Genomic DNA, 14,730 nt, shown 5'->3' on the forward strand with positions numbered 1-14,730 from the left:
GGCCCCCATGAGGAGGAACCGTGTCACGGTCCGAACGCTCGCCCCTGCTGCTCGCCGGCCTCCTGGCCACCGCGGGCGTCGCCCACTTCGCCCAACCCCGCCCCTTCGACGCGACCGTCCCGCGCTCCCTGCCGGGCACCCCCCGGGCCTGGACGTACGCCAGCGGCGTCGCCGAACTCGCGCTGGCCGCCGGACTCGCCGTGCCGCGCACCCGCAAGGCCGCCGCGCTGAGTGCCGCCGCCTTCTTCGTCGGGGTGTTCCCCGCCAACGTCAAGATGGCCTGGGACTGGCGGCACCGCCCCGCTCCGCAGCAGGCCGCCGCCCTCGGACGGCTGCCCGTGCAGGTGCCGCTCGTGCTGTGGGCCCGCGCCGTCGCCCAGAGCAGCGGGAGCCGGTCATGAGCGCGCTCCCCGCCGTGGGCGACACCGTCGAGGACTTCACGCTGCCGGACGAGACCGGCACCCCCCGCCGGCTGTCCGACCTGCTCGCCGAGGGCCCGGTCGTCCTCTTCTTCTACCCCGCCGCCCTGACCACCGGCTGCACCGCGGAGGCCTGTCACTTCCGCGACCTCGCCGCCGAGTTCGCCGCGGTCGGCGCCCGGCCCGTCGGCGTCAGCGGCGACCCCGTCGAACGCCAGCAGGAGTTCGCCGGGCGCCACACCCTGGGCATGCCGCTGCTGTCCGACACCGACGGCGCGGTCCGGGAGCGGTTCGGGGTGAAGCGGGGCTTCAGCCTGGCTCCCACCAAGCGGGTCACCTTCGTCGTCGGGCAGGACCGCACCCTGCTGGAGGTCGTCCGCAGCGAGATCAGGATGAACACCCACGCCGACCGCGCCCTCGCCGCGCTCCGCGCTCACCGACCGTGACCGGACCACCGGCGCCCCGCCCCGGTTGATACCGCATCGTCCTGGGATGATCCTGGACGGCATGGAGGATTCCTCCGCCGCGATGACCGTCGACGCCCGCGGACTGGTGACGGGCTGGAGCGACGGCGCGAGGCGGCTCACCGGACACGCGGCCGAGGAGGTCGTAGGGCGCCCCGCGCGGGACCTGCTCGCGCGGGGCGCTCCCACCCGCCCCCTGTCCCGCACCGACCCGGCCGGCACCGCCCTGTCCGGCACCGTCGTGGTCCGCCACCGGGACGGCCGCCCGGTGAGCCTCGGGCTGCGGATCTGCCCCCTGCGGGGCGCCGACGGCGCTCCCGGCGGCTACCTGGCGACCGCCGACGCACCCGGCGGCCCGGCGCCCGGCCTGGTCGACGACGCCGTACGGCAGGCCTCCCTGTCCATGTCCGTCCTCGACCCCGAGCTGCGCTTCGTACGCGTCAACGACACCGCGTGCCGGATGCTGGGCAGGCCCGCGGAGGAACTGCTCGGCCGCAGCCTGTCCGACACGCTGGCCGACTTCGAGGGCGACCCCCGGAGCTTCCTGCACCACCTGCGGGTGGTGGCCGACCGGGGACGGCCCGTCCAGTACGAGAGCTACGCCCCCGCGCCCGCCGGCAGCTGCCTGCACGCCTGGACCGTGGAGATGTGGCCGGTCCACGACGCCTCCGGCACGCTCACCGCCGTCGCCATGGCGGCGTTGGAGAGCACCGAACAGCACCGGGCCCGGGAGCGGCTGGCCCTGCTGAACGCGGCCGGCGCGGTCGGCAGCACCCTCGACGTCGTCCGCACCGCCGAGGAACTGGTCGGGCTCCTCGTACCCCGCTTCGCCGGTTTCGCCAGCGTGGACCTGCTCGACTGGGTGCTCGGCACCGACGAACCCCTCGCCGCGCCCCCCGGGACCGGCGAACTGCGCCGGGTGGCCCACGCCTCCGCCACCGAGGGCTTCCCCACCCCCGCCGTGCACCTCGGCGGGCAGGAGATCCACCCGTCGGACAGTCCGCCCGCCCGGGCGGTGCGGGAGGGCCGTGTCGTCCTCAGCGGCCCCGGCGACCCGGACTTCGACCGGTGGATGCGGACCCGCGATGCCGAGGCCCCGCACAACCGCCCGTTCCGTGACGCCGTCTGCTCGACCCTGTCCGTCCCCCTGCGCGCCCGCGGCACCACCCTGGGCGTCGCGCTGGCCGCCCGGACCGTGCCCCGGGAGCCGTATGCCAGGGAGGACGCCGTACTGGCCGAGGAGCTGGTCTCCCGGGCCGCCGTCTCCGTGGACAACGCCCGCCGTTTCGCGCGCGAGCGCTCCACGGCCCTGGCGATCCAGCACAGCCTGCTCCCCAGGGACCTGCCCGGGCAGGCCGCGGTCGAGGTGGCCCACCGCTACCTCCCCTCCGCGTCCGCGGCGGGCATCGGGGGCGACTGGTTCGACGTCATCCCGCTCTCCGGCACCCGCGTCGGCCTCGTCGTCGGCGACGTCGTGGGCCACGGCATCCCGTCCACCGCGACCATGGGCCGCCTGTGCACGGCCGTACGCACCCTCGCCGACGTCGATCTGCCCCCCGACGAGCTCCTCACCCACCTCGACGACCTCGTCACCCACCTCGCGGCCGGCGGCGCGAACGACGGCGGAGAGGCGGAGATCGCGGAACTGGGCGCCACCTGCCTGTACGCCGTGTACGACCCCGTCTCGCGCCGACTGGCCCTGGCCGCCGCCGGTCACCCCGCGCCGGCCCTCCTCCTCCCCGACGGCACCACCCGCCTGGTCGCCATGACCGCCGGGCCACCGCTCGGCGTCGGCGGACTGCCCTTCGAGGCGACGGAGCTGGAGCTGCCGGAGGGCTCCGTCGTCGCGCTCTACACCGACGGACTCGTCGAGGACCGGGACCGCGACGTCGACCACGCCACCGCGGAACTGTGCCGGGCGCTGACCGCGCCCGCGACCTCGCTCGACGCGCTGTGCGACGGCGTCCTGAAGGCAGTGCTGCCCGAGGAGCCCGGCGACGACGTAGCGCTGCTGCTGGCCCGCACCCGGGCGCTGGGCGAGGACCGGGTACGCACCTGGGACGTCCCCCCGGACCCCGCCGGAGTGGCGGCCACCAGGCGGTCCGTCGGCGAACAGCTGACGGCCTGGGGACTGGACGACACCGCCTTCGTCACCGAACTCGTCGTCAGCGAACTGGTCACCAACGCGATCCGGTACGGCGAGCCGCCCATCCAGCTCCGCCTCATCCGCCACACCGCCCTCATCTGCGAGGTCTCCGATGCCAGCTCCACCTCACCCCACCTGCGCCGCGCCCACGCCTACGACGAGGGTGGCCGCGGACTGCTCCTGGTGGCCCAGCTCACCCAGCGCTGGGGCAGCCGGCAGACGGGCAGTGGCAAGACCATCTGGGCCGAACAGCAGCTGCCCACGGAGTGAATGAACCGCCTGCCTACCCCTGGCCGTCCTCCGCCGCCACCCGCGCCAGCGTCCGGCCGGTGCGCGCGGACCGGGCCCGCCGGGGATCGGGGGTGCCGTGCCCGCGCCCGCCGCCGGCCGTCTTCACCAGCAGCCACGCCGCGTCCTCGCCTGCGCCGCGGTCCGGGCCGCCGCGGAACCGGGTCAGCGCGTACTCGCCGTGCAGTTTCGCGCCGTGCAGCCGGAACCTGGCGTGTCCGTGCGCGAGGGACTCGGCGAAGTCGACCGGCCGTCCCCGCCGGTCGTGGCTGAGCGGCTCGTAGGTGCCGTGGTCCCACACGATGACCGTGCCGCCCCCGTACTCACCCGCGGGGATCACGCCCTCGAACTCCTCGTACTCCAGCGGATGGTCCTCCGTCGGCACCGCGAGCCGCTTGTCGCTCGGATCCGCCGACGGCCCCTTCGGCACGGACCAGGACTTCAGCACGTCGGCCACCTGAAGACGGAAGTCGAAGTGCAGGGTGCTCGCGTCGTGGATCTGCACGACGAAGCGCGGTGGCCCGCCCTCGTCCGTGGCTGCGCCCTCGCCCGGGGCTCCGCCCTCGCCGGGCGCCCCCGGTCCCGCGGGTTCCCCGGTCCGGCCGAAGTCCCGTTTGCCGTGGTAGTCCCGCAGTCCGTCGCCCTCGCCGTCCACCTGCCGCTCCTTCCCGGGAGACCGGCGCTCCTCGCCGACCCGGACCGGGTACCCCGCTCAGAACTCCTCGTGCACCTCCGGGTCGCCGCCGATCCGCCGGTGGACGCGGTCCGCCACCGCGCGCATCTGCCCGGCGTCCAGTTCGAAGCCGAAGACGTCCAGGTTCGCCCGCTGCCGCTCCGGGTCGGCGGACTTCGGGATCGGCACCGCGCCCAGCTGGGTGTGCCAGCGCAGCACCGCCTGGGCGGGCGTCACACCGTGCGCCGCGGCGACCGCGGCGACGGCGGGGTCGTCGAGCAGGTCGCTGCCCCGGCCCAGCGGGCTCCAGCTCTCGGTGCGGATGCCCTTGCGCTCGTGGTAGACGCGCAGCTCGTCCTGCGGAAGGAGCGGGTGCAGCTCGATCTGGTTGACGGACGGCAGGACGCCGGTCTCCTTCTCCAGCCGCTCGATGTGCTCCGCCGTGAAGTTGGAGACGCCCACCGAACGTACGAGGCCGTCCTCGCGCAGCTTGACCATGGCCTTCCAGGAGTCGACGTACTTGTCCACGCGCGGCAGCGGCCAGTGGATCAGGTACAGGTCGACGTACTCCAGACCGAGCCGGGCGCGGGACTCCTCGAAGGAGGCGAGCGTCTCCTCGTAGCCGTGGTGCCGGCCGGGCAGCTTGGTCGTCACGACGATCTCCTCGCGGGGGAGACCGGCGGAGGCGACCCCGCGGCCGACGCCGGTCTCGTTGCGGTAGTTCGTCGCCGTGTCGATCAGGCGGTACCCCGTCTCCAGGGCCGTGCGGACCGCCCGTTCGGCCTCCTCGTCCTTCATCGGCCAGGTGCCCAGGCCCAGGGCGGGGAGGGTGGTGCCGTCGTTGAGCGTGTACGCGGGGGTGCTGATCACCGTGGGACCTTCCCTCGACTGTGCGCGGCGGTGTGCCGCCCCTCCAGCCTCGCCCAGGGAAGGACCGGTGATCAACCGGACGGCCCGGCGGAGGGCCTGCCCCGTTGCGGGTGGCGGTCACCCGAGTGGGATCGTCACCTCGTCCTCGACCGGCGGGTCCACCTCCTGCGCCCGGTTGCCCGTGGCCGCGTAGCAGCGCAGCCTGACCGCCTCCGGCGTCACGTCCAGGCGCAGGAAGCACTTGAAGAAGGGCGGGCTGTACGTCGCCGACCCCGGCGAGAACACCGACGTGTAGATCTTGCGCACGGGCAGCCGGAACCGCTTGCGGCGCTCGGGCCGCCGCGCGGTGCCGAGCAGCCCGGCCACGATCCGGGTGCGCCGGGTGACCCGGGCGCCGTCGCCCGGCGCGCGGCCGGTGCGGATGCCGAGGCGTTCGGCGATCACGGCCGTCGCCTCGGCCTCCGTCAGGGTGAACAGGCGCCGCATCCGCAGCCGGCGGCCGTACAGGGCGCTGTAGAAGGCCAGCGAGTCGCCGCGCAGCGGATAGGAGCGGAAGTCGTCCTCGGTGACCCCGGCCACCGAGACGCGCGGGATGGTGTGGGTGGCGTGCATGAACGCGCCGCCGCCGCCCGCCACGACGTACTGCACGGTGCGGCCGTCCACGTCGACCGGGTAGCGCTGGTAGTTGTGGATGTCGCCGCCGATCGCCGCGACGTAGTGGTGGGCCGGGTCGCGCACGATGTCGTCGACCGTGCCGCCGCCCTCGATCTCGCACGGGTGGTGCTCGCCGTCCACGTACAGGGGCGAGCCGGTGACCAGGATCTTCGGCCGGTCTCCCGCCGACACCTCGCGCAGCCAGGCACCCTGCTCGGCGTCGACGGTGCCCAGCAGACCCGTGTCGATGCCGACGATCCTGACCGGACCGGCGTCGACGGCCCAGTACGGTCCTGGCTGGGCGGCCTGCTGGGAGGGTGCGGGGCGCAGCTTGCGCGCCTCGTCCAGGCGGCCGCCGTCGTCCGGGCGCGGCCGGTGCCACAACAGCGACCGCAGCCACGCCGGGGTGAGGGGGCGCGGCGCGGGTTGCGGCGGCAGCGGCGGGGCGTCGTCGCAGAAGACGCGCATGAAGCCGCCCAGGTCCTCGTACCAGTCGTGGTTGCCCGGTATCGCGTATATGGGCGCCCGGTAGTCGCGGTAGGGGCGGAAGAACTTCGTGCCGTAGTCGTCGGCACTGCCCACCGGGTAGATCACGTCGCTCGCGAGGACCGCGAACCGGGTGTCCCGGCCGGCCTCCAACAGCCCGGGCACGACGGCGTACTGGGGATCGTCGCCCTCGCCCGTGTCCCCGATGACCAGGAAGGAGAACCGGTCGGGGTCGTCCCGGCGGATCACCTTGTCGGCCGGTACGCCGGCCGCCGCCCGCTGCGTCACCCACCGGGAGCGGGTCCGGCCCGTGGGGTCCCCGAACCAGGAGGCCAGCACGCCGTTGCGGGCGGCCCACAGTGTTCTCGGGTTCAGCCAGGACAGCTTCTCGGTGCGTCCCGGCATGAGCGTTCGGTAGGCGCCGGGCTCGGCGGAGCCCCAGCCGGCGCCTTCGGCTGAATCGCGTGAGGAGTTGGACACCCGGGCACGGTAACAACGCCCGCACCCGGGGCCGGACGGGGGGAGGCACGCCAACTCCCGCTCAGGACGGGCCGTTTCGGGGCGTCCGGGGTCAGAACGTCCGCTTCAGGAGGCCGGGCAGAGCCGGTCAGTGCCGCTCGGTCGCCTCCGGGTCGGTGTACCCGGCACCGGCCGGCCGGTCGGCCGTCGACCGCGGGCTCGGGCGCAGCCCGAAGGCGGGTGCCGTCGCCGGTGGGGATGCCGAAGGCGGGTGCCGTCGCCGGTGGGGATGCCGACGGCGGTTCCCGCTGGTGGGGCCTGCCGCTCTCGGTTCGTGCGGTCGGGCGGCGGACGTCTCGCTACTCGAACCGGGTCGGGTCGCCCGCGCCGTACCGCACGATCTCCGCCTCGCCGTCGGAGAAGTCGACGACCGTGGTGGGCTCGGTGCCGCAGTCCCCGGAGTCGACGACCGCGTCCAGCACGTGGTCGAGCCGGTCCTTGATCTCCCAGCCCTGCGTCATCGGCTCCTCCTCGTCGGGCAGCAACAGCGTGCTGGACAGCAGCGGTTCACCGAGCTCGGCGAGCAGGGCCTGGGTGACGACGTGGTCGGGGATGCGCACACCCACCGTCTTCTTCTTCGGGTGCTGGAGCGCGCGCGGCACCTCCCTCGTCGCGGGCAGGATGAAGGTGTAACTGCCGGGTGTCGAGGCCTTGATCGCCCGGAACACGTCGTTGTCGATCTGCACGAACTGCCCGAGCTGCGCGAAGTCCTGGCAGACGAGGGTGAAGTGGTGCCGGTTGTCCAGGTGCCGGATCGACCGGATGCGGTCGATCCCGTCGCGGCTGCCCAGTCGGCAGCCCAGCGCGTAGCAGGAGTCCGTCGGATACGCGATCAGCGCGCCGGAGCGGACGCTGTCGGCGACCTGGGCGATGCTGCGCGGCTGGGGGTTGTCGGGGTGCACGTCGAAGTACTTCGCCATTCACCGAGCTTATGCCCGCTCGCCCGCCCCGCCCGACAGGCCCGGCGCGGCCCCGCCGCCGACGCCGGAAGGGTCCCGTGCGCGGAGCCATGAGGTAACGTCCCCGACTTGGGCCGGGGACGAGGCGAGACGAGGAGAAGGCCGACGTGGCGGGCCGAGAGGACGGCGGACGTCAGCGGACGTCCGGGGCCGGTGAGCACGCGGGATGGGCGCAGGAGCTGCTCGAGCACCTGCGGCCGGCCGGCCGCGACCTGAACCGGGTCGTGGCGTGGCTCGCGGGCATCACCCGGGCGAGCGTCGCGCTGCAGGACGACACCGGCCGGCTGCTGGCCGGCACCCGGGTCCCGGTGGACGAGGTCCTGGCCGCCGACGTCACCTCCGGCCGGATCGCGTCCGCCGCACTGGAGGACCGGGGCCGCCATCTGCGGCTGGTGCGCGTGGAGCGGTCCCGTCCGGCACCGGCCGCCGTCCTCGCGGTCGCCCGCGAGGAGCCCTTCGACCGGCGTGTCTCCGACATCGTCACGCACGCCGCCCAGGTGCTGGAGCTGCTGCTGGCCGGCCACGAGTCGACCGCGGCCGGACACCGGCTGCGGCGGGCCACCGCCGACCTGCGCCTGGCCATCCTGCAACTGCTGATGGTGGAGGACACCGTCTCCGCCCGCCGCGTGGCCGCCGGACTCTGGCCCGGCCTCCTCGACACCGACACGGCGTGCGTGTACGTCGTGGAGAGCAGCCCGGCCGAACGGGACCGCCTCGCCGAGGAGTGCCTGTCGGCGACGGGGGAGCGGGCGCTGGTGGTGCGGTGCCCGGCGGTCGACGGACACGTCATCGTGCTCGCCCCGCGCGACACGGCCGGGCAGGAACTGCGCACGCTCGTCGGCCGCCGCCCCGGCGTGTTCGTCGGCGGCAGCGCCCGGCAGGGCCTCGCCCGCACCGCGGCCGCCTACGGACAGGCCGTCAGCGCCCTGGCCGTGGCCCGGTTCCGCCCGGAGAAGGCGGCCCTGTACGCCGAGCGGACCCGTCCCGAGCGACTGATGGACCCGGCGGCGCTGCACGACTGGACGGCGGACGTGCTGAGCCCGCTGGACAGCCTGTCGCACCCCACGCGCGCCGAACTGATCGCCACCACCCGGCTCGGCCTGGAGTTCACGGCCGTCAACACGGCGAAGGTCCTCGGCGTCAGCCGCAACACGGTCCGCGCCCGCATGGACCGGGTCGAGTCGCTGCTGCGCACGGACTTCGCCGACCTGACCGTCCGGGCCGCCGTCCACCTGGCCCTGAACGCCCAGGTGGGCCTCGCCGAACCCCCGCCGGGCGCCGGGGCCCGGGCAGGTGCCGCCCGGCTCACCGACCTGCTGTCCGGGCCCGCACTGCACACCTGGGCCGTCGACCTGCTCGGCCGCCTCGACCCGGACGGCCGGGACCTGCGGCGCACCCTGCGCACCTGGATCGCCGCGGGCGGCAACGCCGAGCGCGCCGCCCAGAAGCTCGGCATGCACGCGCAGACCGTCCGCGAGCACGTCCGCAGCGCCGAGCCCGTCCTCGAACGCCAGCTGCTCGCCGCGGGCAGCGACCTGTACGAGGTCGTGCTGGCCCACCTGGCGGCCGGTGACCTCGGCCAGCCGCTCCTGCACGGGACGAAACCGGGCCATCCGGACTCACCTGTGCACGAGTGAGTGCTCCGGGCCCGGCAGCGGGCACCGGCACGATTCACAACGGCGGACCCGTCCACGTAGGTTCGACGTGAGGGGGGCACGACCGGAACGGGGGACCGGTCGCGCCCCCTCGGCCGCTGCGGTGGATCATGCCGCGGCCACGGGGTCCGGGCCGGTCAGCCGTGGGGCAGGATCACCGCGCGGCCGTTGACCCTGCCCTCGTGCAGCCGCTCGTAGGCGAGCGGGGCGTCGTCCAGGGAGTACGTCTCGGTGTGCACCGACACGGCACCGGAGCGGGCCAGGTTCAGCACCTCGATCAGCTCGCTGCGGCTGCCCCAGTAGGGTGCGCTGACCGACACCTCGAACGGCAGCATGCCGAAGCCGACGGGCAGCGATCCGCCGCCGATGCCGACCAGGGTGACATCGCCCTCGACGGCCGCGACGGCACCGGCGGTCTGCACGGTGGGCGCCACGCCGACGAAGTCGAACACGGCCTCGGCGCCGAGACCGCCGGTGAGCTCGCGCACCGCGTCCGCGGCCTTCGCGTCCGACAGCACCGCCTCGTGCGCGCCGACCGCACGGGCGAGGCGCAGCTTCTCCTCGCTGACGTCCAGGGCGACCACCCGGGCCGACGTCAGGGCGCGCAGCAGCTGGATGGCGACGTGGCCGAGACCACCGGTGCCGATGACCACCGCGGTCGAGCCGGGCACCAGCTTGGGCAGCGACCGCTTGATCGCGTGGTACGGCGTCAGTCCGGCGTCGGTGAGCGGCACCGCCGCGACCGGGTCGAGCCCGTCCAGCGGGACCAGGTGCCGGGGGTCGTCGACGAGCAGGTACTCGGCCATGGAACCGGGGCGTCCGAGTCCCGGCGGGCGGATGCCCAGCTCGTCGGCGCGCAGGCAGTAGTTCTCCTTGCCCTCCGCGCACTTGGCGCAGGTGCCGCAGCCCCAGGGCCCGTACACGGCGACCGCGTCGCCCTCGGCGAGCCCGGTCACCCCGGCGCCGAGCGCGGCCACGGTGCCGACGCCCTCGTGGCCGAGGGTGAGCGGCAGCTCGTACGGGAAGCCCTCGGCGGGCCAGCTCATCACCGCGATGTCGGAGTGGCAGACTCCGGCGGCGGTCACCTTCAACAGCACCTGGCCGGGGCCCGGTTCCGGGTCCGGGACCGTGACGACCTCGGGCGGGGCCCCGATGGTGCGGTACTGCAGTGCCTTCATGATCGAACTCCTTTGTTCTCTCCCCCCGAGACGGGTGAGCGCTGCTCAGACGGCGGTGTAGGCGCCGTCGACCAGGTGGTAGCTGCCCGCGACGAAGGACGCGCGGTCGGACAGCAGGAAGGCGATCAGCTCCGCGACCTCCTCGGCGCGCCCGAGGCGGCCGGCCGGGTGCAGGGCGACCAGGCCGTTGTAGGCGGCCTCGTCCATGGTCTTCAGCAGCGGGGTGTCGATGAAGCCCGGGCCGACCGCGTTGATCCGGATGCCCCGGGCGGCGTACTCGGCGGCGGCCGCCTTCGTCAGCCCGACCACGCCGTGCTTGGCGGCGACGTAGGCGGGCGAACCGGCGAAGCCGACCGAGCCGAGGATGGAGGCGACGTTGACGACGGAACCGCCCTGGCCGGCCGCCTCGATGGCCGGCAGTTCGTAGCGCATCGAGTAGAAGACACCGTCGAGGTTGGTGCGCACGACGCGCTGGTAGGCCTCCACGTCGTACTCGCCGGTCGGGGCGCTGGGGCCGCCGATGCCGGCGTTGTTGACGGCGAGGTCCAGCGAGCCGAACGTGTCGACGGCGAACCCGACGGCCGCCTCGACGGAGTCCGGACGGGTGACGTCCAGCTCGACCGCGGCGGCCTCGACGCCCGCGGCCCGCAGGTCGGCGGCGGCCTTCTCGGCGCCCTCGGCGTTGTAGTCGGCGACGACGACCCGGGCGCCGCCGGCGCCGAGCCGGCGTGCGGTGGCCAGGCCGATGCCGGAGGCGGCGCCGGTGACGAGGGCGGTGCGTCCGCCGAACTCGGTCGCCCGGCCGGGAGTGGATGCGGTGGCGGGGGTGGTGCCGGTGGTGCTGCCGGTGGTGCTCATGGTGCTTTTCTCACTCTTCGGTGGTGCTTTCGGGGGTCGCGGCCGCGGCCTCCGAGGTCAGGGCGTCGTAGGCCTGCTCCACGAGGGCGGCGAGGTCTGCGGCTGCCGAGTCCCCCTCACCGCCGCGCGCCCACAGGCGCAGGGCGGCTATCAGGACCCCGGCGGCGGCGTCCACGACGGCGGCCGGGCGCACGTCCCGGACGTCGTCGCTGCCGAGCCGGGCGGCGACGATGCGGATCGACTCCTCCTGGGCGTCGACCCGGATGCGCTGGTAGGCGGCGAACAGCTCGGGCTCGGTGTCGGCCAGGGCCAGCAGGCGGCGCATCCGCGGACGCACGTGCCAGGCCGGGTCCTCCCGGTCGGCCAGCCACTCCCGTACGGCCCGGCGATAGGCCAGCAGGGGCGGCTCCTCGGCGGGGCGGGAGCGCAGCAGCGCGTTGATCCGGTCGCCGTCCCGGCGGACGAAGTCGAGCGCCGCGTCCTCCTTGCCGGCGAAGTGCCGGCTGAACGTGCGGCGCGTGACGTCCGCGCGCTCGGCGATCGCCTCCACCGTGGCCGCCGCCGACCCGCGCTCCAGGATCAGGTCGCAGGCGGCGGTGGCGAGCGCGTCGCGGGTCTGCCGCGCCTTGCGCTGCCGCCGGTCCTCGGTGGCGGGGGAGGGCTTCGTTGCCGTCATGCCTCCGAGCGTACACCTGAAAATGTCCCAGTGGGACATGTGACCCGCTGGGACATTACTGCTCGGGACGCCGCTGCCGCCGACCCGGTGAAAAGCGCCCGGGGTGCCGATCGAAGAGCCCGGGTGCGGGGGAGCAGTGGGACTATGACCAGTTCAGCGTTTCATCGCACCATCGTTCTGCCCGCCCCTGTGTGCCGGCAGGCCGCACAGCACCTCGAACAGGCGGTGCACAAGGCCATCGACGGTGCCGCCACCCCGTGGCGCGCCTTCCGCGGAGCCGACGGCGACGACTTCGCCTTCTCCGTCCCGGTCGTCGAGCAGGCCGCGGGCTGCCTGCTGGTGCTGGCCGCCGAGAGCGCCCAGAGCCTGCGGCCCTCCGCGCTGCGCGCCCTGATCTCCGTCGCGCTGCACCTGCGGGACGCCGCCGAAGCGGTCCGGCGCCCCGCCGTCCCCAGCCCGGCGTGGTGAGCGCGGGCCGGGCGAGGGGGCACGGGCGCGGGGACGCCGGGACCGTGGAAAACGGCGTGCCCCGGCCCTGAACGTGTGTTTGGGTCGGCGGCATGGAGTTCACCCGCTTCCTCGACCGCCTCGCGACCGACCACGACCGGCTGCGGGGCGTCGTCGAGACCGCCCCCGACGCCCCGGTGCCCACCTGCCCCGGCTGGACCGTCGCCGATCTGACCCGTCACGTCGGCGAGGTCTACCTGCACAAGGCAGCCGCCATGCGCGACGGGGTCGAGCCCGAGCCCTGGCCGCCCGAGGAGTTCGCCGACGAGGCACCGACGGCGCTGCTCGACCGTGGCTACACCGCGCTGCGCGCCGAGTTCGCCGCCCGCGCCCCCGAGGACCCGGCCGGCACCTGGTACGGCCCCGACCAGAGCGTCGGCTTCTGGATCCGGCGGATGGCGCAGGAGACCGTCGTCCACCGCATCGACGCCGAACTCGCCACCGGGGCCCCCGTCACCCCCGTACCGGACGACCTCGCCGTGGACGGGGTCGACGAACTGCTCAAGGTCTTCGCCGCGTACGCCGTGGCCGAGTGGGGCGAGTACTTCACCGAGATCCTGGACGGCTCGCCGGGGCACACGTTCCTGGTACGGGCCGGCGACGACGCCGCATGGCGGGTGCGGACCGGGCCGGGCGAGTTCACCGTCACGGACGGCGCGGGCGACGGCACGGCCGACGTGACGCTGAGCGGCCCTCCGGAGAGCGTGCTGCGGTCGCTCTGGAACCGGGCGGGTGCCGACGGGGACGCCGGTGTGGCGGTCGAGGGCGATCCCCGGGCCGTGGCGGAACTGAGGCGCTGCATCGTCGTGGCCACCGAGTGAGCGCACGTCCGGCGGGCCGCGGTGCCGCGGGCCTCAGGCGCCGACGAGGCGCAGCGCCCCCCACAGGGCCACCGTCGACGCGGCGACGGTGGCCGGCACGGTGAGCAGCCCCAGCGCGGTGAACCGGCGCAGCTCCACCTCGATGCCGTGCCGGTGCAGAATCCGCCGCCACAGCAGGGTCGCCAGCGAACCGACGTAGGTCAGGTTGGGGCCCAGGTTCACCCCGATCAGCACGGCGAGGACCTGGGCCGGACCGGCGGGCGCGGCCAGCGGGAGCAGGGCGAGTACGGCGGGCAGGTTGTTGACGACGTTGGCCAGCACCGCGGCGACCGCCGCCACCGCGAGCAGCGCCGGCAGCGAGTCCCCGTCCGGCAGCAGCCGCCCGAGCCCGGCGGCCGGCGCGCCCGCCACCACCCCCTGCACCACGATGCCGAGGGCCAGGACGAACAGGCAGAACAGCGGCGAGGCGGCGCCCACCATCTCCCGGGGCGTGACATGGCGCCGGGCCAGCGCCCGCACCCCGAGCACCAGCACGCCGCCGAGCGCGGCCCAGGCGGGGTCCACCCCGGCCGGCGAGGCCACCGCGAACCCGGCCAGGGTCAGGGCCACGACGACCACGGTGAAACGGGGCACGGCGGGCGCGGTCGGCGCGGACGCCACGCTCGGCCCGTCACCGGGGGCGCCGCCCGGAGCCTTCGCGGAGGCGGGTCCGGCGGGTCCGGGAGCGACGGACACGGAGCCGACCCGTGCGGGGGCCACGGGCACCGGCTCGGCCAGGTCCGTGCGGAAGAACCGGCGGAACACGGCGTACTCGACGGCGATCGCGGCCAGCCAGGGCAGCGCCATCAGCGCGGCGAACCGGGTGAAGGTCAGCCCACTGGCCGCGAACGCCAGCAGGTTGGTCAGGTTGGAGACCGGCAGGAGCAGCGAGGCGGAGTTCGCCAGATGCGCGGTCGCGTACACGTGCGGGCGGGCCCGCGCACCGGCCCGGGACGCGGTGGCCAGGACCACGGGGGTGAGCAGTACGGCGGTCGCGTCCAGACTGAGCACCGCCGTGACCGCGCAGGCCACGCCGAAGACCCCGGTCAGCAGCCGCCGCGGACTGCCGCCGCACTTGCGGGCCACGGCCGCGCCGACGGCCTCGAACAGGCCTTCCTTGGCGCACAGGTACGCCAGCATCAGCACGAGTGCGAGGAAGGCGACGACCGGCAGCAGCGTACGGGTCTGCTCCCACGCCCGGTGCGGGGAGACCAAGCCGAGCGCCACGACCAGCACGGCGGCGGGCACGGCGGCCGCCGCCTCCGGCAGCCCCCGGGGGCGCAGCACGGCGAAGGCCAGGACGCCCAGCAGCAGGACGACGGGGACGGCCTCGGACAGGACGGTGGTACTCAGGACTGCTCCTCCACACCGGTGAGCCGAGCGGGAACCCGGTGATCGGCGAACGCGGTACAGGGTCGCATCCCCGGGTGTGGACGGGCAGGCCGGGCGGGACGGCTCGGAACGCGCCGTCGCCGCCTTCCGCGAACGTCCGAGCCGGTCCGACGGCGGCCGCGGGCG

Annotated in this window: 14 protein-coding genes; 6 read left to right on the plus strand and 8 right to left on the minus strand. The window is 74.8% G+C overall.

From position 1 onward, the window contains the following. The first annotated feature begins 20 nt into the window (after positions 1–20). The 3 genes from ACZ7MF_RS12520 (at position 21) to ACZ7MF_RS12530 (ending at position 3,299) form a co-directional block, all read left to right on the plus strand. Positions 21–401, plus strand: coding sequence for a DoxX family protein (locus ACZ7MF_RS12520; protein WP_471476350.1), 381 nt, complete (start codon positions 21–23; stop codon positions 399–401). Then, entirely contained in the window at positions 398–865 is a 468-nt protein-coding gene (locus tag ACZ7MF_RS12525; protein WP_471476353.1) for a peroxiredoxin, read from the plus strand. The genes ACZ7MF_RS12520 and ACZ7MF_RS12525 overlap by 4 nt, the downstream gene beginning before the upstream one ends. Before the next feature lie 61 nt (positions 866–926). Further along, the gene (locus ACZ7MF_RS12530) at positions 927–3,299 is read left to right on the plus strand and encodes a SpoIIE family protein phosphatase (protein ID WP_471476355.1); all 2,373 of its coding nucleotides are present in this window, start codon (positions 927–929) and stop codon (positions 3,297–3,299) included. A 13-nt stretch (positions 3,300–3,312) separates the two neighbouring features. On the opposite strand, the gene ACZ7MF_RS12535 is transcribed toward ACZ7MF_RS12530, so the two are convergent. The 4 genes from ACZ7MF_RS12535 to ACZ7MF_RS12550 form a co-directional block, all read right to left on the minus strand. After that, positions 3,313–3,972, minus strand: coding sequence for a DNA polymerase ligase N-terminal domain-containing protein (locus tag ACZ7MF_RS12535; protein WP_471476358.1), 660 nt, complete (start codon positions 3,970–3,972; stop codon positions 3,313–3,315). Positions 3,973–4,029: 57 nt separating this feature from the next. Then, complete coding sequence (locus ACZ7MF_RS12540) at positions 4,030–4,860, minus strand: aldo/keto reductase (RefSeq protein WP_471476360.1); 831 nt, start codon at positions 4,858–4,860, stop codon at positions 4,030–4,032. A gap of 117 nt (positions 4,861–4,977) precedes the next feature. Next, the gene (locus ACZ7MF_RS12545; RefSeq protein ID WP_471476361.1) at positions 4,978–6,480 is read right to left on the minus strand and encodes a metallophosphoesterase family protein; all 1,503 of its coding nucleotides are present in this window, start codon (positions 6,478–6,480) and stop codon (positions 4,978–4,980) included. A 338-nt stretch (positions 6,481–6,818) separates the two neighbouring features. Next, the gene (locus ACZ7MF_RS12550) at positions 6,819–7,439 is read right to left on the minus strand and encodes an L-threonylcarbamoyladenylate synthase (RefSeq protein ID WP_471476363.1); all 621 of its coding nucleotides are present in this window, start codon (positions 7,437–7,439) and stop codon (positions 6,819–6,821) included. A gap of 146 nt (positions 7,440–7,585) precedes the next feature. Here ACZ7MF_RS12550 and ACZ7MF_RS12555 point away from each other — a divergent pair, with 146 nt between their 5' ends. Beyond that, on the plus strand, positions 7,586–9,115 hold the full coding sequence (locus ACZ7MF_RS12555) for a helix-turn-helix domain-containing protein (protein WP_471476365.1): 1,530 nt from the start codon (positions 7,586–7,588) through the stop codon (positions 9,113–9,115). A gap of 155 nt (positions 9,116–9,270) precedes the next feature. On the opposite strand, the gene ACZ7MF_RS12560 is transcribed toward ACZ7MF_RS12555, so the two are convergent. From ACZ7MF_RS12560 to ACZ7MF_RS12570, 3 genes are read right to left on the minus strand one after another with little or no spacing between them, the layout of a single operon-like run. Beyond that, positions 9,271–10,311 carry an NAD(P)-dependent alcohol dehydrogenase gene (locus tag ACZ7MF_RS12560; protein WP_471476367.1) on the minus strand — a complete coding sequence of 347 codons (1,041 nt, stop codon included), beginning with the start codon at positions 10,309–10,311 and terminating at the stop codon, positions 9,271–9,273. Between the two features lie 45 nt (positions 10,312–10,356). Then, positions 10,357–11,169: an SDR family NAD(P)-dependent oxidoreductase gene (locus ACZ7MF_RS12565; protein ID WP_471476369.1), complete on the minus strand. Its 813-nt coding sequence runs from the start codon at positions 11,167–11,169 to the stop codon at positions 10,357–10,359. A 10-nt stretch (positions 11,170–11,179) separates the two neighbouring features. Continuing rightward, a complete protein-coding gene (locus tag ACZ7MF_RS12570) occupies positions 11,180–11,845 on the minus strand; it encodes a TetR/AcrR family transcriptional regulator (protein ID WP_471476371.1) in 666 nt (221 codons plus the stop codon). A gap of 144 nt (positions 11,846–11,989) precedes the next feature. Between ACZ7MF_RS12570 and ACZ7MF_RS12575 the strand changes: the two genes are divergently transcribed. Continuing rightward, complete coding sequence (locus ACZ7MF_RS12575; RefSeq protein ID WP_003971778.1) at positions 11,990–12,313, plus strand: hypothetical protein; 324 nt, start codon at positions 11,990–11,992, stop codon at positions 12,311–12,313. A gap of 92 nt (positions 12,314–12,405) precedes the next feature. Next, complete coding sequence (locus tag ACZ7MF_RS12580) at positions 12,406–13,173, plus strand: maleylpyruvate isomerase family mycothiol-dependent enzyme (RefSeq protein WP_471476375.1); 768 nt, start codon at positions 12,406–12,408, stop codon at positions 13,171–13,173. A gap of 33 nt (positions 13,174–13,206) precedes the next feature. Here the strand turns inward: ACZ7MF_RS12580 and ACZ7MF_RS12585 are convergent, their stop codons facing one another. After that, a complete protein-coding gene (locus tag ACZ7MF_RS12585; RefSeq protein WP_471477226.1) occupies positions 13,207–14,565 on the minus strand; it encodes an SLC13 family permease in 1,359 nt (452 codons plus the stop codon). Between the last annotated feature and the right edge of the window lie 165 nt (positions 14,566–14,730).

Source organism: Streptomyces sp. NPDC111628, from assembly GCF_055635195.1.